16 protein-coding genes are annotated in these 26,331 nt (G+C 59.4%); 7 read left to right on the plus strand and 9 right to left on the minus strand.

Annotated elements, in window-relative coordinates; all coding sequences use genetic code 11:
• Position 1: 1 nt before the first annotated feature.
• Genes GRI36_RS10225 through GRI36_RS10240 form a run of 4 tightly spaced genes read right to left on the minus strand, consistent with a single transcriptional unit; the run spans position 2 to position 12,598 of the window.
• Positions 2-928, minus strand: coding sequence for a 1-phosphofructokinase family hexose kinase (locus tag GRI36_RS10225; protein ID WP_160598369.1), 927 nt, complete (start codon positions 926-928; stop codon positions 2-4).
• Positions 928-3,339, minus strand: coding sequence for a phosphoenolpyruvate synthase (gene ppsA / locus GRI36_RS10230; RefSeq protein WP_160598370.1), 2,412 nt, complete (start codon positions 3,337-3,339; stop codon positions 928-930). Before ppsA ends, GRI36_RS10225 begins: the two co-directional genes overlap by 1 nt.
• On the minus strand, positions 3,336-11,558 hold the full coding sequence (locus GRI36_RS14035) for a GH36-type glycosyl hydrolase domain-containing protein (RefSeq protein ID WP_160598371.1): 8,223 nt from the start codon (positions 11,556-11,558) through the stop codon (positions 3,336-3,338). Before GRI36_RS14035 ends, ppsA begins: the two co-directional genes overlap by 4 nt.
• Positions 11,555-12,598 (minus strand): universal stress protein, encoded by a 1,044-nt coding sequence (locus GRI36_RS10240; protein WP_160598372.1) that lies wholly within the window; start codon positions 12,596-12,598, stop codon positions 11,555-11,557. The genes GRI36_RS14035 and GRI36_RS10240 overlap by 4 nt, the downstream gene beginning before the upstream one ends.
• A 229-nt stretch (positions 12,599-12,827) precedes the next feature.
• On the opposite strand from GRI36_RS10240, the gene GRI36_RS10245 reads away from it, so the two are divergent.
• The 4 genes from GRI36_RS10245 (at position 12,828) to GRI36_RS10260 (ending at position 18,206) form a co-directional block, all read left to right on the plus strand.
• Complete coding sequence (locus GRI36_RS10245; protein WP_160598373.1) at positions 12,828-13,862, plus strand: sodium:calcium antiporter; 1,035 nt, start codon at positions 12,828-12,830, stop codon at positions 13,860-13,862.
• A 77-nt stretch (positions 13,863-13,939) separates the two neighbouring features.
• Positions 13,940-14,680, plus strand: a complete 741-nt coding sequence (locus GRI36_RS10250; protein WP_160598374.1) for an ABC transporter ATP-binding protein — start codon at positions 13,940-13,942, stop codon at positions 14,678-14,680.
• Positions 14,677-17,040, plus strand: a complete 2,364-nt coding sequence (locus tag GRI36_RS10255; protein WP_160598375.1) for an ABC transporter permease — start codon at positions 14,677-14,679, stop codon at positions 17,038-17,040. The genes GRI36_RS10250 and GRI36_RS10255 overlap by 4 nt, the downstream gene beginning before the upstream one ends.
• Positions 17,040-18,206 carry an efflux RND transporter periplasmic adaptor subunit gene (locus GRI36_RS10260; protein WP_160598376.1) on the plus strand — a complete coding sequence of 389 codons (1,167 nt, stop codon included), beginning with the start codon at positions 17,040-17,042 and terminating at the stop codon, positions 18,204-18,206. The genes GRI36_RS10255 and GRI36_RS10260 overlap by 1 nt, the downstream gene beginning before the upstream one ends.
• Here GRI36_RS10260 and GRI36_RS10265 read toward each other — a convergent pair.
• From GRI36_RS10265 to GRI36_RS10275, 3 genes are read right to left on the minus strand one after another with little or no spacing between them, the layout of a single operon-like run.
• Entirely contained in the window at positions 18,203-18,793 is a 591-nt protein-coding gene (locus tag GRI36_RS10265; RefSeq protein WP_160598377.1) for a CC0125/CC1285 family lipoprotein, read from the minus strand. The two genes, GRI36_RS10260 and GRI36_RS10265, sit on opposite strands and share 4 nt — an antisense overlap.
• Before the next feature lie 53 nt (positions 18,794-18,846).
• On the minus strand, positions 18,847-21,516 hold the full coding sequence (locus GRI36_RS10270) for a cation-translocating P-type ATPase (protein WP_160598378.1): 2,670 nt from the start codon (positions 21,514-21,516) through the stop codon (positions 18,847-18,849).
• Positions 21,488-21,994, minus strand: a complete 507-nt coding sequence (locus GRI36_RS10275; protein ID WP_160598379.1) for a hypothetical protein — start codon at positions 21,992-21,994, stop codon at positions 21,488-21,490. The genes GRI36_RS10270 and GRI36_RS10275 overlap by 29 nt, the downstream gene beginning before the upstream one ends.
• 159 nt (positions 21,995-22,153) lie before the next feature.
• On the opposite strand from GRI36_RS10275, the gene lptB reads away from it, so the two are divergent.
• Positions 22,154-23,032 carry an LPS export ABC transporter ATP-binding protein gene (lptB, locus tag GRI36_RS10280; RefSeq protein WP_235902444.1) on the plus strand — a complete coding sequence of 293 codons (879 nt, stop codon included), beginning with the start codon at positions 22,154-22,156 and terminating at the stop codon, positions 23,030-23,032.
• 24 nt (positions 23,033-23,056) lie between these two features.
• On the opposite strand, the gene GRI36_RS10285 is transcribed toward lptB, so the two are convergent.
• Together GRI36_RS10285 and GRI36_RS10290 are read right to left on the minus strand one after the other, a co-directional pair.
• Positions 23,057-23,500 (minus strand): DUF2267 domain-containing protein, encoded by a 444-nt coding sequence (locus GRI36_RS10285; RefSeq protein WP_160598380.1) that lies wholly within the window; start codon positions 23,498-23,500, stop codon positions 23,057-23,059.
• Between the two features lie 235 nt (positions 23,501-23,735).
• A complete protein-coding gene (locus GRI36_RS10290; RefSeq protein WP_160598381.1) occupies positions 23,736-24,224 on the minus strand; it encodes an Hsp20/alpha crystallin family protein in 489 nt (162 codons plus the stop codon).
• A 255-nt stretch (positions 24,225-24,479) separates the two neighbouring features.
• Here GRI36_RS10290 and GRI36_RS10295 point away from each other — a divergent pair, with 255 nt between their 5' ends.
• Both GRI36_RS10295 and GRI36_RS10300 read left to right on the plus strand, forming a co-directional pair.
• Entirely contained in the window at positions 24,480-25,637 is a 1,158-nt protein-coding gene (locus tag GRI36_RS10295) for a two-component system sensor histidine kinase NtrB (RefSeq protein ID WP_160598382.1), read from the plus strand.
• Complete coding sequence (locus tag GRI36_RS10300) at positions 25,630-26,244, plus strand: response regulator transcription factor (RefSeq protein WP_202392159.1); 615 nt, start codon at positions 25,630-25,632, stop codon at positions 26,242-26,244. Before GRI36_RS10295 ends, GRI36_RS10300 begins: the two co-directional genes overlap by 8 nt.
• The last annotated feature ends 87 nt before the right edge of the window (positions 26,245-26,331 follow it).

A 26,331-nucleotide genomic window follows, 5' to 3' on the forward strand; every position in this document is an offset into this window, starting at 1 on the left:
ATCAATCGCTTGATCGCTCGTAGATACGCTCGACATCATCGGGACGACACAGGTCGGTACCCGGCGTCAGGACGGCTGCAGCGCCAGCGGCGAGTCCGAAACGAAAAGCCTCGTCGACTGCCTTGCCGGCTGCCAGCGCAAAGACCATGGCAGCAAGGAAACTGTCGCCCGCTCCGACTGCGCTGCGCGCCTCAACTGCGATAGCAGGCAGACGCAACGAACCTCCCCGGCGAGCCAGCAGGGCACCCTTTTCGGCCATCGTCACCGCCAGGAATTCGACTTTCCCGCGCTCGACGAACTCCATCGCCGCTTCCGCGATTGATGTCTCATCGGGCAGGTCAGCCCCGATTATTGCGCGGAACTCACTAAGGCTGGGTTTGGCAAGGAAGACATGTCCTCCGGCTATTCCTGCCTCGAGCGCCTCCCCCGAAGTATCTAGCACGAAGCGCTGCTCCCGTTGAGACGCGATGGCGGCTGCCTGCGCATAAAAGTCGACTGGCACACCACGCGGCAACGAACCGCTTGAAACGATGTAGTCGTGACGTGCATCACCCAGTCGCGAAAGGCATTCGGTCCACTCGGATTCAGCGACTTCCGGGCCTTGCGGGACGAAGCGGTATTCCTGTCCCGAGCAGCGCTCATGGACGACCGTACTGACACGCGTTTGACCGCCGATACGGATGGTTGATCGCACAAGTTGGTGGAGGTCGAGCAATCCATCGAGTGCAGCTCCGGTGGCACCGCCGGAGAGGTAGTAGCAACGGGCGTTCCCGCCTAGCCGCACAAAAACCCGAGCCACGTTGATGCCGCCCCCGCCCGGGTCATAATGCTCGCCTCGTGCACGCATCTTACGCATGGGGAAGACCTCCTCGACCTCGCACGCGACATCAAGTGTTGGATTCATGGTCAACGTGCCGATATCGAACATCACCGTGCCTCCTTGTGGGAAAAGCGCCACTGCCGCGCATTCTCTGCAGCCGCGACATGCTCCTTCACGGCCACGAAGCTGTCGGGTGTCACCGAGATCGAGTCGATCCCGCAATCGACCAGAAAGCGCGCGAACTCGGGATCGTCACTCGGCGCCTGACCGCACAAGCCTATCTTGGTCCCGTGGGTGTGGGCCTCTCTGATTACATGGCGGATCATCCATTCGACGGCGGGATCACGCGCATCGAACTGGTCGGCGAGCAGTTCGGAATCACGATCGATGCCGAGCGTCAGTTGGGTCAGGTCGTTGCTGCCTATAGAGAACCCGTCGAAGCGCTGAGCGAACTCGCCCGCCAGCACAACGTTGGAGGGAATCTCGCACATCACATAAACTTCGAGACCGTCTTTACCCCTTGTCAGCCCCTCCTCTTGCATCTCCGCGAGAACCCGATCAGCCTCGGCCAAAGTGCGACAAAACGGGATCATGACAGCGACGTTGGTAAAACCCAGAACTTCTCGAAGGCACCTGATGGCGCGACATTCCAAAGCGAAACCAGCACGGTATTGCGGAGAAGTGTAGCGCGCAGCGCCACGAAAGCCGAGCATGGGGTTTTCCTCGTGCGACTCGAATTCCCTCCCGCCGATAAGGCCAGCATATTCATTGGTCTTGAAGTCGCTCATCCGCACGATCACGGGCCGTGGGAACTGAACAGCTGCGATCCGGGCGAGGCCCTGTGCCAGTTCATCGACGAAAAAGTTGCGCCGGTCGGGATAATGCGCGGTCATTTGCTCGATCTGAATCTTTGCTTCCGCATCCCTAAGGTCATCGAACTTTACCAGCGCCATCGGATGGATCTTGATCGTATTGGCAATCACGAACTCCATACGCGTCAGCCCAACCCCGTCGCTGGGCAATTGCCACCAGCGCGCCGCAGCCCCCGGATCGGCCAGGTTCAGCATAATCCTCGTATCCGTTTTTGGCACGGCGGTAAGGTCTATCTCCTCGCTCACCACATCGGCCCGTCCCGAGTAGACGATGCCCTTCTCTCCGCCGATACAACTGACCGTGACCGATTGCCCCGATTGCAGCGTGGTCGTTGCATTGCCAGTTCCCACGATGGCAGGGAGACCAAATTCGCGGCTGACGATGGCTGCGTGCGATGTGCGGCCACCATGATCCGTTACAATGGCAGCCGCTCGCTTCATGACCGGCACCCAGTCGGGATCGGTGGTCGACGTGACCAGCACCGAGCCATCAACAAAGCTGGCAATGTCGGCCGCGCTCTTGATAAGACACACCGGACCCTGAGCTGCGACGGCGCCGATCGCCAGCCCGGTCACCAGTTCCTCGCCTGTACGTGAGAGCGAGTAGGTCCTGAGTGTGCCGGGCGTGACGCGCGACTGGACGGTTTCAGGGCGGGCCTGAAGAATGAAGAGGTCGCCTTCGGGACCGTCCTTCCCCCATTCGATATCCATCGGACAGTTGAAGTGATCTTCGATCAGCACCGCCCAGCGGGCTAACTGGAGGACGTCCATGTCGGATAAAACGAACGCACCGCGTTCCTCTGTAGTGGTTTCGACGTTGACTGTCGAAGCGCCATCCCCTTCGGAATAGACCATTTTGACAGCCTTCGCTCCGCGCCTGCGCGCAATGATCGGGCTGAGTTCTGGCTCGCCGAGCAACGGCTTGAAGACCTGCCACGAATCGGGATTGACCGCGCCCTGCACCACATTTTCGCCTAGCCCCCACGCCCCATCGATCATCACCACGTCGGGAAAGCCGGTCTCAGTATCGATAGTGAAGATCACTCCTGAGCACGCCTGATCGGCGCGCACCATACGTTGCACCCCCACCGACAGCGCAACCACGCCTTGAGCGAAGCCCTGTGCCGCGCGGTAGATGATAGCCCGGTCTGTGTAGAGCGATGCGAAACAGCGTCGGCATGCATCTAGCAGGGCTTCCTCGCCGGATATGTTGAGGTATGTCTCCTGCTGCCCTGCGAAGCTGGCCTCGGGCAGGTCTTCCGCTGTGGCGCTCGAACGAACCGCGACTGCGGGCGCAATTTCGTCAGCATCCGCTGCCATCTGGCCATAGGCATCACAAATCGCCTCGCGCAGGTCTGCCGGCCACGTTCCGCTTGCGATGGCGTCCCTGATCGCGGTGCCGGTCCGCGCGAGATCGGACTCGCCCGTCTCATATTGGGATACAAGATGAGGGATTACATCGTTCAGATGATTGTGGTCGAGGAACAATCGAAAGGCATGTGCGGTGGTCGCAAAACCAGGAGGAACCCCAATGCCCTGCGGAACGAGCTCGCCGATCAACTCGCCCAACGAGGCATTCTTGCCACCGACGAGGCCGACATCCGCCCTGGTGACATTTTCGAATTTCAGGACCAGATCGTGTGTCATTGTGTTTCTCCAACTGGCTCGCGCTGCGACGGCAGGCAGCAAACACTTACGTGTCGCGTCATGCCGTCCGCAGGGAAGGCGATGGCACCCTTGCCGAAATCCTCGCCATCGACTGTAATGGTGAGATCACGTCCCTCGCTGGCCCGCAGAACCTCAACGGCAATCCTCGCATCACCCCGACGTATAACTGCACGATATCCTGGCCAATCCTCGGGTATCGATGGCGCAATGCGCAACTTGCCATCCTCGAGAGTAAGGCCGAGCAACCCTTCGACGCCAAGTCGCCATGTCCACGCAGCCGCGCCTGTGTACCAACTCCATCCGCCTTTTCCGCGATGCGGTGGTGCCGAGGCGATATCGCCAGCGACCACATAGGGTTCGATCCTGTAGTGCTCAGCACCTTCGCTGCTGGCAGTTCGCTTCCCCGGACAAATCATGTGAAATATATCGAGCGCTGCCTCGGGGTCACCGCTCTCCGCGAGCGCGAGGCCGAGCCAGGCGGCCGCATGGGAATACTGACCGCCATTCTCGCGCAGACCCGGCGGATAGGCGGCGATGTAACCGGGATCGATGGCGCTTCGCTGGAATGGAGGCCAAAGCAGGCGTGCGAGACCTGCCTCACGGTCGATCAGTTCGCTGCGCGCGGATTCGGTTGCCGTTGCGGAGCGCTTCCGATCTGCGCCGGCGAACACCGCCCAACTCTGCGTAATGGAATCGATCCGGCATTCTTCGTTGCGAGCAGAACCAAGGGGATGCCCCTCGTCATCATAGGCCCGCCGGTACCAGCGACCGTCCCACCCCGCGTCCTCGCCGTTGCACCGCCATTCACCAGCCAATCCGGCCCAGTGTTCAGATTGATGCACGCGGCCCAATCGTGCTTCGAGATCGGACAGCATGCTCGCGGCCACAGAGGCGAACCAGGCCAGCCAGACGCTCTCGCCGCGACCACTATCTCCTACGCGGTCCATTCCGTCGTTCCAGTCGCCAGTACCCATCAAAGGAAGGCCATGGGCGCCAAGCGTCACTCGTTCGAGAGCACGCTCACAATGTTCGATCAAAGACGCACTCGTTTCGGAGACCGAAAATTGCGCGTAGCGGTCGTGCTCCTGCGGGCTGAGTGGCGGCGCGGTAAGGAACGGCACGCTCTCCTGCAAGATCGTCACGTCTCCGGTCGCGCGGACATAGGTCCCTGTGGCATAGGGCAACCATAGCAAATCGTCGGAAAAGCGCGTACGAACGCCACGATCGGCAGGAGGGTGCCACCAGTGAAGCACGTCGCCCTCCTCAAACTGGTGAGCAGCACATGTCAGTATGTGGGCTCGGGTCCTTGCAGGATCGCTTGGCAACAGCGCGAGCACGTCCTGCAACTGGTCGCGGAAACCGATCGCGCCGCTCGCCTGATAGAACCCCGCCCGAGCCATAATTCGGGAAGAAACCGACTGGTATATCAGCCAGTGATTGACCATCGTGTCGAAAACAGGGTCGGGAGTTTCGACGTGGACCGCGCCCAGTAGTTCATTCCATTTTCTGGCCTGGCCGATTTCCGCATTCGCTATGGCGGCAGGATCTCTCCACTTCTTGGCCAAAGCAACAGCCTCTGCTTCACTCTCACCCTGCCCGAGTAAAAAGGTCAATTCCTTGCTTTCACCCGGTGCCAAATCGATATGCACCTGATAGGCACCGCACGCATCCGGTCCGGCGACTTGCGTGTCGGAAAAGCCCCATCGTCGCAGGCCTTCCGGCTCGGCATAACGACCCTCGCGCCCAAGGAACTCTTCCCGATCCGTTGTAAAGCCGTGTGCTCCAATGGTGGCAGACAGGAAAGCGCTGCGCTCAGCGAAATCGGCGTTCCACGGGTTCGACGCCAGTAGCACCTGAGCGCTCTCGTCGAAACGGCAACGTACATGTCGCCGGGACACCGATGGCAGAGAACCCAATAACCATTCGGCATAATAAGTTGCAGTCAGCCTGCGGTTGCGGTCGGTCGTGTTCTCTAGGCGCAGGCGAATCAGCTTAACCGGCGCGTCGGGCGCGACGAACACCCGTTGGGATTGCAGAAGGCCATGCGAGTTTTTGCGCCATTCGGAATATCCCAGGCCATGCGTGACATCGCAGGCGCTATTCTGTCCAGAAGGTCCCGGCGTAACCGTCCAGATCGCCACGGTTTCCTCATCGCGCAAATAAAGCGCTTCTGAGGGAGGATCGCAGACCGGATCATTGGTCCAAGGTGTAAGACGGTTCTCGCCGCTGTTTACTGACCAGGTGAAGCCGCCCCCGGCTTCGGTTACAAGCGTACCAAAATCATCGTTGGCCAGCACATTCGACCATGGCGCAGGTGTGCTTTGGCCCGGTCCGAGCCGAATGACATATTCTCGGCCGTCTCCTGAAAAATCGCCGAATTCATTGGGCCCCGCGGGTTCAGCGCCCCCTGATGGCTCGGGGCTCGCAGCGCCGTTTTGTGGCAGGGTAGGCAGAATCGGTGGCGGCATGAGCTTAGCGCGCCGAGTGAGGGCGAGCTGTTGCTCGAGCGATCCGCCGTTATCATCCAGTATTGCCCAAGCGATCGCCTCCAGCATGCGCACTTGGTCGGCACCGCTTTGATCCGCGAATAGCAAGTGGATGCCCCCGTTGCGACCCATCATCTCGGTCGCTCCGATGTCCCTCAGGAGGTCAATCAGTTCGCTACGAAGGGGTTCCACATAGGCAGAACCGGTATTTTGCAGGATTACGAGGTCCACCGCCAGACCCGTTCGCCGCCAGAGTTCGTGCGCGCTTGCAAGAAGCGGAAGCAATGCTTCATCGCCGTGGTTAACGCGCAAGAGGAGGATCGGAAGGTCGCCAGACAAGGCAAGACCCCAAAGGCTGGGCTGTCCGAGTCGATTTTCCCTTATCCGACCAGGTTCGGCCCGTAGAATGCCATGTGGCTGGATCATGAGGGACCCGAGAATTTGCACCAGCGGAAGATCGGGCCCTTTAAGCCTGCAGCGGGCGATGGTGCGACTTGCCTCCACTGCAGCGTCCCCGAATATCCACTCCATGGCCGACAAGGTTGCGTGGCGCTCTGCCACTTCCAGCGCCTTGGAGGTACTGGCGGCTGCAGCGGTGACAAAGCACATGACCTTCATCTCGCCGGGTTTCAATACGATATCCCTCTGAAGCGCCGAGACCGGATCAAGCGTGAACCCACTTGCACCTGACAAACTTCGCGATGCGCCAAGCGGAGCTTCCTGCGTGTGGCCGCGCCCGATGAAGGCACGACGGTCCGTCTCGTAACGCACGCTCTCGATCGGGCCGTTTTCGTCGATCATGAACTGAGCCATTGCGGCAGGAGTTTCGCTTGAGCTTCTCGGTTTTCGGTTAAACAGAAGCGCGCCCATCTGCGGCACGAACTGTCCTGTGACGAAAAGCTTGCTGAAGGCCGGGTGCCGCTCATCCTCCAGCGGCCTTGCGAGAACCACTTCGGCATAGCTCGTGAGGCGCAACCGGCGCACACGTCCGGTTTCATTGACCAGACTTAGCCGGCGGATCTCGATATCCTCACCACTCCCGACGCAGACCTCTAGCCGCAGATCGATGCCATGATCACGGCGGTGGAACTCGGCGCAATGAGGCTGGAACTGGACCTGATATTCGTCGGGAATGGCACCGGTTGGCTGGCGCGTCGCAGACCACAAGGTCTCGCTGTCGAGATCGGCGAGGTAGAGCCACATACCGTCCGCCTCGCGCGTTGCATCGGGGACGAATCGCGTTAGGCCTTGGCCCTGCCAGCGAAGAGCGCCCGCGCCGCTTTCGCCAATCCAGCTTGACATTCGACCGTTGCCGAGGACCTGCGTCTGCGGAAACGGCATCGTCGCCGGCGTCCACGGTTCTATCGTAGAGACATCAACCGCGGCTGCACCTTCGGCAATCGTCTCGAGGCGTTCGATCTCGGACGAAATCTCGGTAGGAATACGCTCGCTGAGCAGCAATGACACGAGCTTCATCTGCGGATTGCGCAGAAACCGGTTGACCATGCGGTCGTCCATAAGCGCATTGGTTATCGCGCACAGGATCATACCCTGGTGATGCGCCATATAGGCTATCACCGGCATGAAGCGCTGGGAAGCGGGCGCGCGTTCGGGCGTGAAGTCCAGCGCCTCCCACATTCCGTAGCGGCCTTGTGCTCCCAGATCTGAGAGTCTCCTCAGGTTCGCAGTGGCCTCTGCCGGAGCGACAGCCAGTGCCAGAGCCGAGGCATAGGGCGATACAACATGATCGCGCGCGAGCCCGCGCCTGAGCCCGAGCCCCGGAGTTCCGAATGCCTGATAACGATAACGGTGCTCCGGATCGCGTTCGGCATAGGCAGATTCTGATACGCCCCAGGGAAGATCCTGCGATTGGGCATGTCGCTGCTGGATAGCCACCGAAACGCGCTCACTCTCTCCGAGCAGAGTTTCCGGTTCGCCACGCAAGAGGAGGCGGGGCATAAGATATTCGAACATCGACCCATTCCATGAGACCAGCGAGAGACCGCCGTGAGCGCGCGTCACGGGGCGCTGGAGGTGGAACCAGTGCTCGACTGGGACGTCGCGCTTTGCGATGGCGAAGTAGCTCGCCAGACGCGCCTCCGAGGCGAGCAAGTCGTAGTGGTGCGTGTCAACGCGGCTAGCGGTGACATTGTGGCCGATGTAGAATAGCCGCTGGTCGAGATCGTAAAGCCAGGTGAAGTCCATCGACCATGCCAGTGCACCCACTTCCTCGGCCAATCTGCTAATTTCGTCGGCTTGAGCAGCTTGCAGATCGAGATCCCGATGCATCTCATCGACATGGTGACGCAGCCTATCCAGCCAAACGAGCATATCACGCATCCGCTCGGTCGCTTCCTCGCCGACTGCATCGACAATTGCATCGGCACATTCAGCGAGTTCCAAGATTTCGCGGTCTCGCATGCGATGAATGCAGGTCGTACGCTCGACCTCTCCACCTGTCGCGGCCACGAGTTTCGCGCGCGTGCGGATCGCAGCAACCAAAGTGCGTAGATCGGCCGTATCTGAGATGTCTGCGGCGGCCTGGTCAAGCAGCGCAAGGACATCATCCAGACCCTGCCAGCGCTGCGCTTCCACCCCCGCACCCGAGGCAGCCTCGCGCAAAGTCTCGGCATAAGCGATCAGGCTGACCGCCAAATTGCCGCTATCAACGGTCGAGACATAGCGGGGCTCGAGCGGACGCAGGTGGCGCGTCTCGTACCAGTTGTAGAAATGCCCACGATAACGCTCCAACTGTTCCAAGGCGTCAAGGACGTTGCGTCCCCGCGCGAGCAGCTCGGCCCGCCCCAAGAAACCAAGATCCCATGCCGCAGCGGTCGAGACCAGAAGCATACCGATGTTGGTAGGGGACGTTCGATGCCCGATCTCTTCATGGGGGGGGCCTTGATAATTGTCCGGCGGCAGCCAGTTGTCTTCGGGCCCGGCAAACCGTTCGAAGAAATACCAGGTGCGACGAGCGAGCAGCCGGAGGAATTCAGTGTCGGTTTCATCCAGCGGTCTTGCCTGCGTCTGGCGCGGCCTACCGCTGATCAGCGCGATTTCAGGCGCCGCTAGCCAGACTGCCAGCAACGGAAGTGCAACTGGCAAGGCTGTGGGTCGCAGGACGCTTAACGTCAAACCGATGGCAATCGCCAGTATCGATCCGATCCACATTTCGCGCCATACGAGCCTGCGTGCACTTTGTTGCGCCATGCGCGAGGCGACATGCGCGGCTGCAGTCCATTCTAGCATATTGCGGCCACTGACAAACGTGCGCCACAAGGTGATCATGATCGCGTGCAGAGAAAGCACCGCCTCGTTCATGAGATAGACAATCAGTTGCAGCCAGCGCCCTGCCTGGTCCGCCAGTCGCGCACGCAAGCCGAAGGTGGCACCTAGCCGCCGTCCGCGCGCCATTCCGCTCACAATATCGGTCACAAGCTGCCAACCGGGGGCCAAGATGACCAGAGCGGTCCAGAATAAAGGATTCCCAGGGAGCACAAACCATCCGGCAATCGCCATCAACACGAGCCCTGGGGCGACGAGACTGCGGCGAAGGTTGTCGAGCATTTTCCACCGGTCGATCCCGCTGATCCGGCTGGCTAGCCGTACTCTACCCGGGCCAGGGACACGCGGCCAAAGCCAGGCGAGAAGTTGCCAGTCGCCGCGAATCCATCGGTGCAGGCGGCGGGCGTATTCGGGGTAGCTGGTCGGGAAGCCTTCGTAGAGCACGATGTCTGTCGCCAGAGCAGCGCGGCCATGCGCACCCTCAAACAGGTCATGACTCAGGATGCGGTTTTCCGGCACGCGACCGTCTACGGCGGCATGAAAGGCCCGCACATCGTAGATCCCCTTGCCCACGAAGATGCCTTCGCCGAACAGGTCTTGATAGACGTCAGAAACGGCGCGGCTGTATATGTCAATGGCCGTGTCGCCGGTGAACAATCGTGTAAAAAGGCTGCGGTTGCCCGCCTGCGGTGAAATCTCCACTCGCGGCTGGATCAGGGCATATCCGCGCTCGACCTTTCCATTTTTGGGATCAAAACGCGCACGATTGAGCGGGTGACTGATTGTCCCGACAAGCCGTGCGACAGCGCCCGGTGGCAGCATAGTATCTGCATCCACAGTGACAACATAGCGGATATCGCCAAGCGCCTCACGATTTCCGATGTGCCGCGAAAAACCGCTCCAGTCTCCTTCGACGAGAAGCTGGTTAAATTGCTCGAGCTTTCCGCGCTTGCGTTCCCAGGCCATCCAGCAGCCTTGCGAGGGATTGAACCGGCGCTGGCGCAGAAACAGGTGGAATGGGCCCTTCGACAATCGATCGCCGTGCAGTCGGTTAAGGTCCCCAATAGCCTTGGCGAGCTCTTCCTCGATCGCATCATCCAGCGGTATGGACTCGCTTGGCGCGTCCGCCGGATCGGCCAGCAGGGCCACTTGCAAACCCGGGTCGGCATTGGCTAGCCAGTGTGTTTCGAGCTGTCGCGCGAGGTCGGTGATTTCCGCGACTGCTCCGACTAGGACCGGAACCACGACGATACATGCTGCGTCTCGCGGCAATCCCTCCCGGCAATCGATCTTAGGCAGTACAGCCGGGGGGACGACGCGCGTGACTGTCCAGTGAACAGCAGTCATCGCTAGCACGGAAGCCGGTACCGTGCTCACCATCATGGCGCCGATCCAACCACCCAGGGACGCGCCGACCCACGCGAGGTACAGCGCGGGCAAAACCAAAGTCGCAAGACCGCTCGCGAGAATGGCTGCCGTGTATAATTTTCCGGGATGCCTTCTCACCAGACGGCGCATGCGCAGCTTCATGTGAAGCGCAGCTCCGAGATCGCGCTCCAGAGCGGCGCGCCCCTGATCAATTAGCCAATACCCGACATGGTTTTCCGCACTCTTGTCATGGCTGAGCCGCGCATGTTGAATGGCTGCTTCGGCAATTTCGATCTCGTCACAGTCGCTGGTTCGCGCCAATTTCTCCACAGCGTCGCGGTAACGATCGCGCGTTTCGAAATCCATTTGGGTGTAGTGGTGCGTCGGATCGCGGCCCAAAATTGCTTCAACGAGGCTGACCCGATCGAAGAAATCCTCCCACGGGATGGCAGCGATGCCGGCGAGGTTCGAGATAGACCGTGCAGTCCTCTCGGTCGCGTCAAGGGAAAGCGTGTCTTGACACGCGTCCTCCGGTTGAAAAGGTAGGTCGGATACGCCAGGCAAAAGCGAAATAAGGGAGGTCATGAGCTGCTCAATGCAGGCCACGCGCAGCATGGTGGGTAGCGCCCAAATCTCCGCAATCTTCAGCGGCAAGTGGTCCTGATAGGCCTCGACAAATATCGCCAGACTAGCGGATGAGACCTGCATGTGACTGGCACGCAGGTACTGGATCGCCAAGGCATAGATGCGTGGAACCCTGCGCTGGTCCGAGCTTAGCGCCGGAAGTTGCCGATAGAAATTCCGGGGCATATCCTCCTCGACGCGCTGCAGAGCGCGAAAGACCTGGTAGTCGTTGTCGAGCAGCCACTCGGCAGCCTTCCCGGCACTCGGCGGGGGATCGACCGAAGCCTGCCGCACTTCCTTAAGCCAAAGCTTTGACCGGGAAACTTCCTGCAGCAGCGAGATAGGATCCGGCGCGGAGCCATCAAGCCTGTGTTGAATTGCCAGATCGTGCGCCGCTTGCTTTAGCGGCGTCTCAAGATCGAACGAGGCCGTCACCCCTCGAAGCGGAATACAGACTGATTACGGCAATCGGCTGCTTCTGGACCAAAGCTGCAGCGCAGATTTGGTCTGACGATCATTAGCGGAACCGGGGAATGGCCTGCGAGGTACTCGGCGACGCTGCCGCAGGCGACATCGCTCAATCCCGTGACGCCATGCGAAGCCATCACCACCAAATCGATCTGCTCGGTGGCCAACACCTCGCGCAGGATCGAGCGCGCATCACCGGGGCCGCGAATTATTGTACGAACGTCTACCCCGTCCTCTTGGCTACGGCGGCGCAGCGTTTCCAAGTGCTTGATGCCGCACCGCTCCCTGTGCTTATCGAGTTCGCTGCTCAGGTGTCGGAGCTGCGCCCCCTGCCCCTTTTCGCTAAGTTCCACTTGCGGCACGACATGAACAAGGACCAGTTCAGCCCCGTGAGTCCGCGCGATCCGGCGGGCGACCGGCAGGACAGAATCGCCGCGATCCGATCCGTCAACCGGGACCATGATCCTGCGGTAACCAGCCTCCCGCTCAAAACCAGGTGGAATTACCAGCAGCGAGTGTTCCCCGCGTTCGAGAAGCGACAGAGTGGTGGACCCGAGCCCCTTCTTGCCTTCACTTCGGCGTCGACCTGTCGCAAGCATGGTCCCGCCGTGCTCCAGCGCCCAATCGGAAAGTTCCTGCGCGGGCGCGCCCGCCAACAGAACGCTGTTGGCAACGACTTGCGCCTCCTTGCAACCCGCAAAGCGACGCAGGTTGTCTTGTTGCACCCGTCGGCGCAGCTGCCATTCGATCGGGTCGGCCGGAGATGCGAACTGACCAGGTGCATCAATCACCCGCGCAAAGGTCACCTCAAGGCCGAGACTGCAGGCAATCGCCAAGGCTTGCGACGATATCGAGCGCGCCATATCGCCGTCATCGATGCAGGCGATAAGACGGGGCGCATTGATTTCCGCTCGGAGGCTCTCTTGCGGCGATGCGTGCGAGTGGAATGTAATCGGGGCAGTGCGTGGCCCAGTCTCTACAAAATTTCTAAACTGACTACCGATCACAACGACCTCCATGCAAAATTGAAGGCGGGAGCGATTCTCCCGCCGTTAGGTCGAAGATGAGATCAGGCTGGCAGACAGCCTATACGGAACCCTCCGTAAACGCGTCACTTAGGACACTTACGGATGGATAACAGCGACAGGCTCCGCGAGCCTGAATTATCATGCACTCGACTGGATCTCCGGGCCGCGCGCCGCCCCTGCTCCGCGCTGGTCGGACGGATAGCCGGCGGTGAGTACCCTGCCGCTTCCCGTCCTCATTCTCCTTTTCTGCCTTGCCGCTGGCGCGGTGTGGTGGGCTGGGACACGACTGCCGCGTTATGTCGTCTCACTCAGCGACAAGACCGGCCTTGGTCAGGGGTTCGCGGGAATGCTCGTCCTTGGCGGAATCACTTCTTTACCCGAGCTCGCCACCGCGACTACTGCTGCGGCAATCGGTGCACCGCTGCTGGCTATGAACGATGTCTTGGGGAGCGCGGCTTTCAATGTTCTGCTTCTCGCAATGGCAGACATGCTTCTTGGCCCACGCCCGCTGACATCGGTTGTCGCACGGCCCGTGACCCTGATCCAGGGCGTCTCGGGGATGATGGTACTGGCGCTTATTATCGCCGCCATTACTGCTGACGGTCGCGCGCCTCTGGCCGCCCCCTACGTCTGGCCGATAATCATATTCTTGGCTGCACTCACTTCTATCCGCATTGCGGACCGGGCCGAGCGCCGTCCAATGTGGCAGGTGGTCGACCAGCCGGAACGCGCGTTCGCAGAGGCCGCAAAGCACAGTGACATCGGATGGCGTCGCCTGTCGCTCTGGCTCGCGATCTTGGCCCTGATCATCCTCGCTGCCGGGGCGATCCTCGCCGCCACCGCGACGCAGATTGCGGGACGAACCGGGATAGGCGGGAGCTTAATGGGCTTCCTCTTCGTATCGGCAGCGACTTCGCTGCCGGAATTCTCAGCCATAATCGGGGCTATCCGAAACAAGCGCTACGAGCTCGCAATCGGCGAGGTATTCGGGTCCAACCTTTTCAACTTTGCACTAATACTCGTCATCGATCTGGTGTCCTCCGGCGCCCCAATTCTAGAACGGGCGGGCGCATTCGAGGCGATGGCAGCACTGCTCGCGCTGCTGATGTCGGGGGTGTTCGTGCTCGGCTTGGTTGAGCGCCGTGATCGCACAATTTTTCGAATGGGTGAGGATTCCCTCGCCGTGCTGCTGCTCTACGCAGTTGGCCTCGCCTTCCTTCTGGGGGTTTCGCCCACCCTCTGACCGACTGGGACACTGCTCGCGGAAATAAGGAATGTTGCGTAGCGCACAGGCGGCTTGTTCCGCCCTAGGATCGGCCCATGCCACTTGCGGTCGAGACCAATCCAGCGCCTGAACGCAACATTGCCTTTATCGGAGAGGCTTTGCGCAAAACGTACCTCACCGGCGAAACCGAGGTTCATGCTTTGCGCGGGGTTAATCTCAAAATGTTTTCAGGGGAGATTTTGGTCCTCCTCGGACCCTCCGGTAGCGGCAAATCGACTTTGCTCAATATCGTCGGCGGGCTCGATCGTCCCACGTCGGGCCGCCTATGGTACAGGGACACGGACCTGACCTCGCTCGACGATGCTGATCTGACCCGCTTCCGCCGCAAGAATATCGGCTTCATCTTCCAGTTCTACAACCTCATCCCAAGTCTTACGGCGGAAGAGAACGTGCGTCTGGTCACTGATATTTCGGATGATCCCATGTCAGCGGCGGAAGCTCTTGATCTTGTCGGCCTTGCCCCTCGTCGTCACCATTTTCCCGCCCAGCTGTCCGGCGGCGAGCAACAGCGCGTCGCGGTAGCAAGGGCGATCGCGAAACGTCCCGGCGTACTGCTGTGCGACGAACCTACAGGTGCTCTCGACAGCGCGACCGGAGTAAGGGTGCTTGAAACACTGGCCGCGGCGAACCGCGAACTCGGGACAACGTTGATCCTCATCACCCACAACGCAGGCATTGCCGCCATGGCCGACCGGGTGTTCAACTTCCTCGACGGCCGGATCGCATCGATTCAAACCAACGAGACACGCATATCCGCCACGGATATGGTCTGGTGAACGCGCTGAATACCAAGCTTTTACGAGACCTTTGGCGGCTGCGCGGACAGGCCTTCGCTATCGGGTTGGTGATCGGGGCAGCCATGGCGACTTTCGTCATGGCGATGGGCGTCCATCATTCGCTCACGCAGACCCGCGACGCCTACTATGACCGCTACCAATATGGTGATGTCTTCGTCAGCATGACCAGGGCACCGCTCAGCGTCGCAGGGCGGGTTGAGGCAATCAAAGGCGTCGCGGTGGCCGAAGGCCGGATCGAGCAGTTCGCCACACTCGAATTGCCCGGACGGATCGAGCCAATACGTGCGATCATCAATTCGGTGGGCCCCAGCGGCGAAACCAGACTCAACAATCTGGTCCTGCTGCGCGGACGCGGGCCGGTGGTCGACAATGCCGCCGAGGTGGTAATCGACAAAGCCTTTGCCGACGCCAACGGCATTGACCTCGGAGCGCGAATAGACGCGGTCATCTACGGTAGCAGAAGCCGTCTGGAGGTTGTCGGCATAGGGCTCGCGCCGGATTACATCTGGTCGATTGCGCCGGGCGAACTGGTCCCCGATGCCAGCCGCTTCGGGATATTCTGGATGGGCGAGAAAGCACTTGAGGCAGCTTCGGGCCACACGGGGGCCATCAACTCGCTGTCGCTAAGACTTCAGCACGGCGCGCGCGAACCGGAGGTCATCCGCCATATTGATACTGTTTTGGCGCAATATGGCGGTACCGGCGCGGTCGGCCGGCAGGACCATGTCTCCAATGCCTTCCTCACAAGTGAACTCGACCAGCTTCAGGCGATGACCAAGATCATCCCGCCGATCTTCCTGCTGGTATCTACATTCCTCGTCTATGTCGTGCTCGGACGCACAATCCGCACCGAGCGAGAGGAAATCGGGCTGATGAAAGCGTTCGGCTACGGCAACGGCGCTATTGGCTGGCACTATCTCAAATTCGCTATTGCCGTCGCTCTCTTGGGGATAACGATGGGAGCGGCGGTGGGCTGGTGGATGGGTCTGTCAATGACTGAGCAGTATGCTGAGTACTACCGTTTCCCGTTCCTGTTCTACCAGGTATCGGCCGATGTCTTCGCCACAGGGGCGACTCTAGCGCTCGGTTCGGCAGCCATCGGAGCGATCGGCGGCGTTCGGGCGGCAGTCTCGCTTACTCCGGCCGTCGCGATGTCGCCTCCACCCCCGCCGGTTTACCGAGCCGGCCTTTTCGAACGCTTGGGCGCTTGGGCCAAGCTGTCCTCGGTCGGTAACATGATCGTCCGGCACATCGCGCGCTGGCCGGGACGTTCAGCAGTGACGGTTTCCGGGGTCGCGCTTTCGCTCGGCCTGCTCTTCGCCACGATCCAGTTTATCGACGGCTCTCGCGCCATGTTGGACAATTATTTCTTCCGTGCCCAGCGACAGGACCTATCCGTGGCTTTCATCGAGCCGCAAAACGAGAAAATTCTGACGGAGCTGGCTTCATTACCAGGCGTCATGAGAGTCGAAGCTACTCGCGCGGTTCCAGTGTTGCTTCGTAATGGGCCCCGATCCGAACGCGTTGCGATCGAGTCTGCCGGAGAATTTGATCGGCTGACCGCACGCGTCGATGCGAACGGTTTCGAGGTAGCCGTTCCCGCATCCGGGCTGATGCTAAGCCGGTCGCTTGCCGCCAAGTTGGACCTTTCCCCCGGCAACCGAACGCAAGTCACGCTGCTGGGCGGCAGGCAGACCGAAACGACTTTGACCGTCGCCAGCATCATCGACGAGTTGATCGGCACACGAGCCTACGCCCGGCCGGAAGCGTTGACGCAGCTAACCCGCGACGGAACCCCCGTGGGTAGCGCCAACTTGCTGATCGACCCGCTTTATCGAGACGAGTTGATCGTCGAACTGGGTAATATGCCGCAGGTCCTCGGTTTGACCGAGCGCGATGCGGCCATGCGCCTGTTTGAGGAAATCATCGAGGAGAACATCATGTCGATGATGGGCTTTTACATCTCCTTTGCTGCGGCTATCGCCGTAGGCGTGGTCTACAACGGCGCGCGAATCCTGTTTTCAGAGCGTGCCCACGAACTCGCGACCATGCGCGTGCTGGGCTATCATCGCAGCGAGGTCGGCCTTGTCCTGCTGGGAGAACTGGCGCTGCTAGTCGTAATCGCCGTGCCGGTAGGATGCCTCACCGGTTACTGGCTCGCGCAGTTGATGGTGACGATGTTCAGCTCGGATCTCTTCCGGCTGCCTTTTGCACCAAACCGGTCAAGCTACGGTCTCGCCTCTCTAGTGATCCTTGCCGCCGCGAGCGCGACCGCGCTCATCGTCGCCCGGCGAGTGGCGCGGCTCGATATGGTCCGCGTATTGAAGGCGCGCGACTGATGTGGGAGCGGATCAAGAGCTGGCGTTGGGCCATTGTAATAGCGATGCTGCTTATGGGCGGTCTCGCTTATAGCTTCTGGCCGGAAGCGGAGGCGGTCGATCTCGGAACCGTAAGTAAGGGATCCATGGAAGTCGGCCTAACCGATGACGGGGTTACGCGCGTGCACGAACTTTACACAGTGACTGCCCCGGTGACGGGCTATCTGACCCGCATTGAGCTCGAACCAGGAGATCAGGTCATCGCCGGCCGGACAGTCATCGCCCGCATGGCTGGCATTCCCTCGCAGCCGCTCGACCAACGCAGCCGAGTGGAGATTGGCAACGCTATCGTGGCGTCAAAGGCGGGCGAGGCCAGCGCTTCTGCGGCACTGAAGCTCGCGGAAGCCGATCTGGGACGCGCTGAAGCGCTGGCGGAACGCGGTTTTCTGTCCAGAGCTGATCTCGATGCGCGACGGGCTGCCGCCTCCTCGGCTCGCAGCGAAGTCGCCCGCAATCGCGCCGAAACGCGTCGTCTGCGTAGCCTGCTGACCGAACCCGCTGCCTCCGGCACGCCATCGGGTGGTGCGATCGCTGTCCGCTCGCCGGAAAGCGGCGTCGTTCTGAGAAGGCTTGTCGAGAGTGAAGGCGTAGTGGGACAGGGAGCGGCACTCGTCGAGATCGGTGATCCGGCGCGTATCGAAGTTGTCGCCGATCTTCTGTCTCGCGAGGCAGCACAGATAGCACCAGGGTATGCCGTCAAGATCACCCGCTGGGGTGGCGAAGGCGCCCTGCCCGGCCGGGTACGCCGCATCGAACCTTTCGGCCAGCTGAAGATTTCCGCGCTGGGGATCGAGGAGCAGCGTGTCAATGTCATCATCGACTTCGCGCCGGAGGCTGCGGAGCAAATTGCGCGGCTCGGCCATGGTTATCAGGTCGACGCCACCGTCATCCTTTGGCAAAGCCCCGATGTCTTGCGGGTACCGGTCGGAGCACTATTTCGCGGCAACGACGGGAGCTGGCAGGTGTTCGTCGAGGAAGGTGGCAGGGCGCACCTGCGCGCCATCTCGATTGGTCAACTGAACGAGGATTTCGGCGAGGTGCTCGAGGGACTCGAACCTAATCAGCAGGTCGTGCTAAACCCATCGGGCAATATAGAGGACGGCACGAAGATTGCGACCAGGGACTAGCGGTCACCGGGGTAGACCACACGCGGCCCAATCCGCTCGATCACCTCGCGCGCATCGAAAGCCCGCAGATTTCCATTTGGAAGGGGTCCGTCGCCTAGCCGGATTTCGGCAATGGCCTCAAACCGTTCGACCTCGCGGATGTCGACGTGGTCGGTCCAGAAGGAATGACCGTAGTAAGGATACCAGGGGCGCCAGCCGCGCCGGTCGTGATAGCGCCAGTAGGGTCGCCAATAGCCATAGTAGCTATGAAACCAGGGATCGTAGAGTGGGTCGCGTCGCGCTGTTCTCTCGACATCATGTTCCACCAGCCGGTCCTCGATGACGAACCATGTATGCCCCTGCTCAAGCGTCAATTCAGCGGCGCGAAACAAGAGGTAGCTTTCCACTTGCTCGCGTGAGGTCAGCGAATTGCCCACAAAGGAAACACGGAAACGGTTCTCGCTGAGCTGCTCGTCACTATAACCGCCGGCAATTCGATTGGCGGATGAAACAGGCTGGTAAGGTGTGCTGCTAGAAACACAGGCGGTCGTCACCAGCAAGCTGGCCGCAAGGACTGCCAGTGCAGCTTTTCGAGAATTTTGGCGCATCGCAGTTCTCCCAAAGGAATGGACATCGGCGCATTGTCGGCATCGCTCACGGGTCACTCCATAAGTAATGTTCCGTTGGCCGGCGCAGGCGCTCTGCGCCCGAGCCACCATTTCGCAGCCTCGGTTGCCAAAAGCACGGCCAGAGCGGCAGCTAAACTCTGCATTGCCACGTCGATCCCGATTGGGCTGACGCCAAGTAAATGCTGCGTCAGCGGCAATTGCTGTGCGGCAAGGTGCAGAAGCAGGGCCATACTTAACCCTGCGAACAGCCAGCCGTTCTCGGGCGGATGCCATCGCCAGAATGGCAGATGCAGGTTTCGCACGCTCAGGAGAAAGGCGTTCTGGAAAATGACGACCAGAAACAGGACCGCATTTCGGGCTTCGTCCACGCTTTCACCCGCCGCGAGATGTTCCGCCATCATCCAGACCGCTACCAAAGTCATGACCAATGTTCCGGGCAACATCAGAACAAGAGCATCTCGATCGATCAGTGCGGACAGCTTGCTCCTGGGCACCTGTCGCAGTTCGTCGCCCTCGCCCTTGCCGAAGCCCAGCGTCACATCCTGCAAGCCATTGGTAACAAGGTTGAGCCAGAGGAGCTGGACCGGAGTGAGTGGCATCGGTAGGCCGGCGGAAAGCGCTGCGATGAACATAAGAATTTCGGCTAAGCCAGTTGCCAACATGAAGATCACGATCTTGCGAATATTGAGGAAGGTCACCCGTCCCTCTTCAATCCCCGCAAGGATAGTCGCAAAATTGTCGTCGGCGATGACCAAGTCTGAAGCCGCCCGGGCCACGTCCGTTCCGCCCTTTCCCATCGCAACGCCAATGTCTGCTGCGTGCAAGGCCGGTCCATCGTTCACACCATCACCGGTGACCGCCACGATATGCCCGCTGCGCTGCAAAGCAGTAACGATGGCGAGCTTCTGCGCCGGTTCGATCCGGGCAAAGATTTCTGCCTTCCCGACCGCCTCGATGAAAGACTGGCTTCCCTCCTGAAGACGGGCAAGATCGGACCCCGTGATGACGTGTTCGTCGCGCTCTTCGAGGCCCAGCTGCCGCGCAATCGCCAACGCTGTGGTAGGATGGTCTCCGGTTATCATCCGAACGGATATCCCCGCCTCGCGGCACTTCGCGATCGCCTCAACCACGCCAAATCGTAAAGGGTCGGACAAGCCCACAAAGCCGAGCAGCCGAAGCCCGTGCAGGCGGCTGGAGATGGGGCCAGAACTGCACGAAGATCGTGCATCCGCCAGCACCAGCACGCGGTATCCATCGCGCGCAATCTGCTCGGCAAGTTCCAAAGCATCATCTGGAAGGTCGGAGCACATCGCGAGAACCGTCTCGGGTGCTCCCTTCACTACGAGACGACTGCCGTCGGGCAAATCAGCTTCGACGGCCGCAAATTTGGCGACCGGTTCATAGGGCACGATGGCAAGGCGTTCGATACCGAGCAATTCCTCCGGGTCATTGCCCGTTTCGTGCGCAAGATCGAGAAGGGCAATATCGACGGCATCGCCGACCGGGCTGCCCGTGTCGGTTAGATGCGCTTCATTGCAGATGGCCGCAGCAGAGCCAATTTCGGCAAGAATTTTCCGGCGCGACCCGTCCAGCCATTGATCGCGATTTACAGCCGTTCCGTCGGGCAGCATAACCCGATTGACCGTCAGCCGGTTGAGGGTCAGGGTCCCGGTCTTGTCGGTTGCGATTAGTGTGCAAGAGCCGAGACCTTCGACCGCTGGAAGCGCGCGTACGATGACATTGCGATCGGCCATGCGACTCGCGGCGGCGGACAAGGCAACTGTGACCGCGATTGGTAGCCCTTCGGGAATCGCGGCAACGGCAAGCGCGATCGCAAGCAGCACGATGTCGCGCCACCCTTCTCCCTGCAACGCAAGCAACAGCGCAAGCACTAGGATCAGAGACACGGTCGCCAGGGCAATGCGACGTGCAAGTCTCGCCATCCGCCTGACCAAAGGGGTCTCGACTGCGCTGCGAGCGCTGTCGGAGAGCATCGATCCGATTCCGGCGAGCAAGGTTGCTCCTCCTGTGGCGGCGACGACACCCGATCCACGCCCCTCAACGACGATCGTACCGGCGTGGGCAATGTTCCGCCGATCGCCAGCAACTGTCTCAGCGTCGAGGACGAGAGCCGCGTCCTTCAAGACAGGCATGGATTCACCAGTAAGGGAGCTTTCGTCGATATGGAGGCCGTGAGTGTCCACCAGGCGCAGGTCAGCAGTCACCTTCATCCCGCTTTCCAGCTCGACGATATCTCCGGCCACGACCTCGACGGCAGGGATTTCCTGTATCATTCCATCTCGCCTGACCCGGGCGACCTGTGGGACCAGATCGCGCAAGGCCCGCGCCCCCGCGTCGGCCTTAAACTCCTGATAGCTTCCGACCAGCGCATTCGAGAGCAGGACCCCGAAAATGAAAAGCGCGTCCCACCGGTCTCCGATAGCAAGTGAGAGGACGCCCGCGAAGACAAGGAGATAGATCAATGGGCTGGCAAACTGTCGCAGGAAGATGGCCAAGGGCCCTACTCGGTTCGGATGGGGAAGTACGTTTGGTCCGCCGGTCGCAAGGCGCTGTTCCGCTTCGGCGTGACTGAGTCCGCTATGCGCTGAGCCAAGCTTTGCAAGCGCGTCTATCGCATCGACTGCATGCCAGCCCCCCTCAATGGGTGGGGCCTCAAGCGGGATGGCAGATTTTTTCGACAAGCAGCTCACATGCATCGCCCGGACCCATCTTGATCGAAGGACCCATTTTACGCTCAAGATACAACGCGTCGGCCTGGCAGAAACTCTGGACAGAAAATATCCTGCCCAACCCCATTGCCTGCGCGTAAGATGTTGCATGGCCCAGCCAGGACCAGCCGACACCCTTCTTCTTGGCATCCGTACGGGTGCAGACGGCAAACTCGGCGGAGTTGAACTCGGCTTTCGTGACCAGCATGGCCGTGACAAGAATTTTACTGGTATCCTGATCTAGCGCGAGCACATCGATGGTCTGATCACCGTTATCGCGCGGCATCGCCCAGGTCCGATCCTCTATAGAGGCCGACAGGATCATCAATTTCGAACCTTCCAGCGCTTCGACGTTCCGGTTCCGGTCCTTCTTGACCTCTCCATTCGAAAAGCGCCGTGCCGCAGTTGCACTAACATTATGTCTGGTCAGCAATGCAGGCACGTCTTTCATCGTCTGCCACCTCGTTTGGAATGCGCAGGCTGCTCAGCCATGAGGCGTACGACCATCCGTAAATGCCCTAGGTCCGCGCCCAAAACTTACTCACTGCGACTTGATCTCTACGGAGAGGGTTAAGGGACATTCCGGATGCCTAAGCGACTGCGGCTCGTGATGATGGGACAGGCTCGCTATCTCCCCAATCGTCGAGAGCTGGCTGAGCATGCCAACCCATCGGGTCCCAAGGGAATGGATCGCCAAGTGAAACAGCGCATTGCAGATCCTGTCATCGAGACCCCTTGCATGGACAACACAAGCGCAAACGAACTGGCTAAGCCTAAACTTCTGCAGGTCGTCGACATTTTCAAGGTTCTGGGCAAGCGCTCCGTCTTAAACGGCTTGTCCTTATCAGTTTGCGAAGGCGAAATTCTCGGATTGTTCGGTCCCGACGGTGCGGGGAAGACGATTTCTCTTCAATGCATACTCGGCTTAATAATGGCTGACCGGGGTCGGGTCATTCTCCAAGGACAGGACGTTACACCGCTGCCTTTTTACCGCCGGGCACTTCTCGGAATGGGATACCTGCCTCAGCAGCCGTCCATTTTCAGAGGTTTGACAGTGGCTCAAAATATTATGGCGATGATCGAGATTGTAGAACCCAATTCTCTGATGCGGGGCACACGCCTCGACCGGTTACTCGCTGATCTCGGGATCGCGCATTTGCGAGACACGCGCGCCACCGCTTTATCGGGAGGAGAACGGAGACGCTGCGAGATCGCGCGGTCACTTGCTCTGGAACCCGTCATCATGATGCTCGACGAGCCCTTCGCAGGAATCGATCCGCTCACCATAGAAAGCATCAAGCATTTGATCCTTGCCATGAAGAGACGGGGCATTGCGGTGTTGGTGACAGATCAGAACGTCGCCGTGATGATGGAACTGATCGATCGCGCCTGCGTAATCGACGAAGGAACGCCGATCTTCGAGGGATCGCCACAAGAAATGTTGCATAGCCCAATGGTGATCGAGCATTATCTCGGCCTCGGTAATTGAATGTGGTCCAATCGCTCAGATCGATCAGCCGTCCCATGGCACAAAACTCGGCCAAATTTCGCGGATGGGCTTTGGCAATGCGCGGTAAACCTTTTCGACCTGCCCGCTAGACAGATGTCGGTCGAGGACCCCGACGATTGCCTCAATGGCCGCTGTCGCGCTGATAGCACGCGCATCCGAGAGCCCGTCTTCGATATGCTGGCGGAACTCATCGGCCGTATGCCAATTTGCCGGCATCTTGGAGGGGTCGAACCCAGCGTAATAGGTGCCGCGAACCAACAAGGGTAGCTGAGCGCCGAAGTGAGCCGCCAATTCAACCGGGAGACGGTCGCGCAATGTCTGCAAAACGACCGAGAGCACTTTCCAAGCGAGCCCCCGGTCCGGACCGATCTCCTCCATAATTTCGTCGAGCCAGATATGAGTGGATTGCAGGGTCTTGTCGAAGACTTCGAGGCCAGTAGTACTCATAGTTGATTCCTCTTTTGCGTCACAGAATAAAATTGCAAAACAAGGCTGGTCTGCTGACCAAACACTACCGCAATTCCCGCGCCCGCATTTATGGAAGTTGATACTGCTTAAAGTTGGGTCCCGGTGCCCGACTGCACCGGGACGTGTGCCCAAAGGGACTGGCTAGAACCGTTCCACTTAGGGCGGACTGCCTGTGGGGGGGGTCGTGAATTGTCGGGACGTCAGGCAATCCAACTCAATCGCTCGTCCCTGAACGTATCTCGATTTTCCGTTTATCCGATTTTGCATCAGTGCTGCGCGGGATGGATATCCGCAACATGCCATCAACCGCATCGGCAACGATTTCGTCGGTCAAAGCGTCTGCCGGCAGAGCAATGCGTCGCTCGAAAGAACCGTAGGCGCGCTCACTAATCACATAGTCACAGTCTTCCTCGCGGCGCTCTTCCTTTTTCTCGCCCTTGAGCACCAACATGTCACGATCGACTTGCAGTTCGACGTCCTCGCTTGGCACCCCCGGAAGTTCAGCAGTGATGGTATAGAGTTTGTCGGTCTCAGTCATTTCAATCGCAGGTGTGGCCGGAAACTGAAATGCGGACCATCGTGTGGGAAAGTCCTCCAATAGGTGGTCGACGCCGGATCGCATCCTATGGAGCGGCTCTATAAAACGCTCGGCAAAGCTTGGCTGAATTTTTTGGCGCGGGAGTGCCTCTATCTGGTTTTCCATGGGTTGATCCTTCTTACTGGAAATCGCAAATCCGGACTATCTGGAGAGGGGGACCGCGACGATACGCAAACCTCCGTAGACCTTGTCCTAATCAGCACGGGAATTTGCGCGTGAAAGGCAAAATATGATGCAAAATTAAAGTGTCGAAGAATCTTGTAAAATCATATAGAGCAGAATCAAAATACTGGGTCGCTGATAGTATAAGGTTGCTGGCAATCAGCGCCGAACTTGAAGAAAGAAGCAAGGGCCAGGCGTATGACCAATACAGCGGAGAATGACGATCAATCTGATTCGGCATTCAGCGAATTGGAAAAGCTGCACGCCCTGATCGATATGGTTCCGGAAGCGATGGTAATCATTGATCAGCGCGGACACATTCGGTCTTTCAGCAAAGGTGCCGAACGCATGTTCGGATACGACGAAGAGCAGGTATTGGGCGAAAACGTAAGCATGTTGATGCCTTCACCCGATCGTGAGGCGCACGACGATTATATCAATCATTATCTCGACACCGGCGAGAAGCGAATGATCGGCACGAGGCGGGTCACGACTGCCAGCAGATGTAATGGCAGCACCTTTCCAATAGAGCTTTCGGTTGGTGAAATGCCGATCGCAGGAAAGCGCCATTTCACCGGTTTCATTCGAGACATTACTGAATCCGAAGAAAGGGAACAAACCTTACAGGCGTTGCAGGCTGATCTCGCGCATGTCTCGCGCATCTCTGCGATGGGAGGAATAGCCAATTCAATCGCACATGAATTGAACCAGCCTCTTACAGGGATTGCGAACTATTCAGCCGCAGGAGTTGATCTGTTGGCAGATCCCTCCGGTGCCTACATTGAAGAGGCGCGCCATGCTTTTTCCGAATGCCGAAGTGAAGCACTTCGTGCGGCGGGGATAATTAGCAAGCTGCGCGATTTCATATCCCGAGGCAATACAGTGCTTGAGATCGCCAGCATCGATCGGCTTGTCAATTCGGCTACCGCACTTGCGCTTGTGAATGGTGACGGCCGTGACGTAGATTTGTCCGTCAGCATCGATCCGCGATGCAAATCTGTTCTCGCGGTCCCGGTCCAAATCCAGCAGGTGTTGTTTAACCTGATCCGAAATGCTCTCGAAGCGATGGAGAGAACCCATAGTAAACGCCTTCGCGTGACCAGCACATGTGCCCCTGAGGGCAAGGTTCAAGTCTCCGTCAGCGATTGCGGACCGGGACTCGATCCTCACGTGGCCAGCCGCTTGTTTCATCCTTTTATCAGCACCAAAGCGAGTGGGATCGGCCTCGGTTTGGCCATCTGCCACACGATCGTGAACGCTCATGGTGGAAAGATCCGCGCCGGTCCATCTGATATGGGCGGAACCGAGTTTGCATTCACACTGAAACGCGCCGACTTGGGAGGTGAGTATGACTAACTACCCTATCTATGTGGTCGACGACGATCCGTCGGTCAGGCGCTCGATTGGGTTCCTGCTGCGCACCTCGGGCCGTAACGTCCAGACGTTCGATAACGGGACAGAATTGCTTAACCATGTCGACAAGCTTGAGCCAGGTTGCATTCTTATGGATGTTCGCATGCCTGGCCCAGATGGTATCGAAGTCCAGGAGGAAATCGATCGGCGCGGGATACGTTTGCCTATAGTCGTCATGACCGGACATGGTGATATTGATCTGGCGGTGAAGGCCATGAAGGCCGGAGCGGTCGATTTTATCGAGAAGCCTTTCGACAAGCCTGTGGTTTTGGCAGCCATCGAAGAAGCCTCGCGCAGGCTGGATGATAGCGGCCGTCGCAGCGTGATGCGCGAAGAAGCGCGTGCCAGATTAATGCCGCTAACGAGCCGGGAATATGAAGTGCTCGAAGGGCTGGTCAAGGGGCATCCCAACAAGACCATTGGCTATGACCTCGGGATTAGTCCGCGCACAGTCGAAATTCATCGTGCCAATCTTATGGCCAAGCTGGAAGTGCGTAATCTGTCCGACCTGCTGCGTGTGGCTTTCTCAGCCGGCGTAGGGGAGGAGTAGGACGAGGGTTAACCAAAACTCAGCACGCATCAATTTCTGCTAATATATATATAGCATTGACCTGCCATCAGGGCCGAAAATTTCGAC

Source organism: Pontixanthobacter gangjinensis, from assembly GCF_009827545.1.
Classification (GTDB): Bacteria; Pseudomonadota; Alphaproteobacteria; order Sphingomonadales; family Sphingomonadaceae; genus Pontixanthobacter; species Pontixanthobacter gangjinensis.

Excerpts from the sequence above, each read along its gene's own strand:
- ppsA (WP_160598370.1), bottom strand. The coding sequence starts at position 3,339 with ATGACACACGATCTGGTCCTGAAATTCGAAAATGTCACCAGGGCGGAT.
- GRI36_RS10295 (WP_160598382.1), top strand. The coding sequence starts at position 24,480 with ATGACCAATACAGCGGAGAATGACGATCAATCTGATTCGGCATTCAGC.
- GRI36_RS10290 (WP_160598381.1), bottom strand. The coding sequence starts at position 24,224 with ATGGAAAACCAGATAGAGGCACTCCCGCGCCAAAAAATTCAGCCAAGC.
- GRI36_RS10265 (WP_160598377.1), bottom strand. The coding sequence starts at position 18,793 with ATGCGCCAAAATTCTCGAAAAGCTGCACTGGCAGTCCTTGCGGCCAGC.
- GRI36_RS10225 (WP_160598369.1), bottom strand. The coding sequence starts at position 928 with ATGTTCGATATCGGCACGTTGACCATGAATCCAACACTTGATGTCGCG.
- GRI36_RS10260 (WP_160598376.1), top strand. The coding sequence starts at position 17,040 with ATGTGGGAGCGGATCAAGAGCTGGCGTTGGGCCATTGTAATAGCGATG.
- GRI36_RS10275 (WP_160598379.1), bottom strand. The coding sequence starts at position 21,994 with ATGAAAGACGTGCCTGCATTGCTGACCAGACATAATGTTAGTGCAACT.
- lptB (WP_235902444.1), top strand. The coding sequence starts at position 22,154 with ATGATGGGACAGGCTCGCTATCTCCCCAATCGTCGAGAGCTGGCTGAG.
- GRI36_RS10250 (WP_160598374.1), top strand. The coding sequence starts at position 13,940 with ATGCCACTTGCGGTCGAGACCAATCCAGCGCCTGAACGCAACATTGCC.
- GRI36_RS10285 (WP_160598380.1), bottom strand. The coding sequence starts at position 23,500 with ATGAGTACTACTGGCCTCGAAGTCTTCGACAAGACCCTGCAATCCACT.
- GRI36_RS10300 (WP_202392159.1), top strand. The coding sequence starts at position 25,630 with ATGACTAACTACCCTATCTATGTGGTCGACGACGATCCGTCGGTCAGG.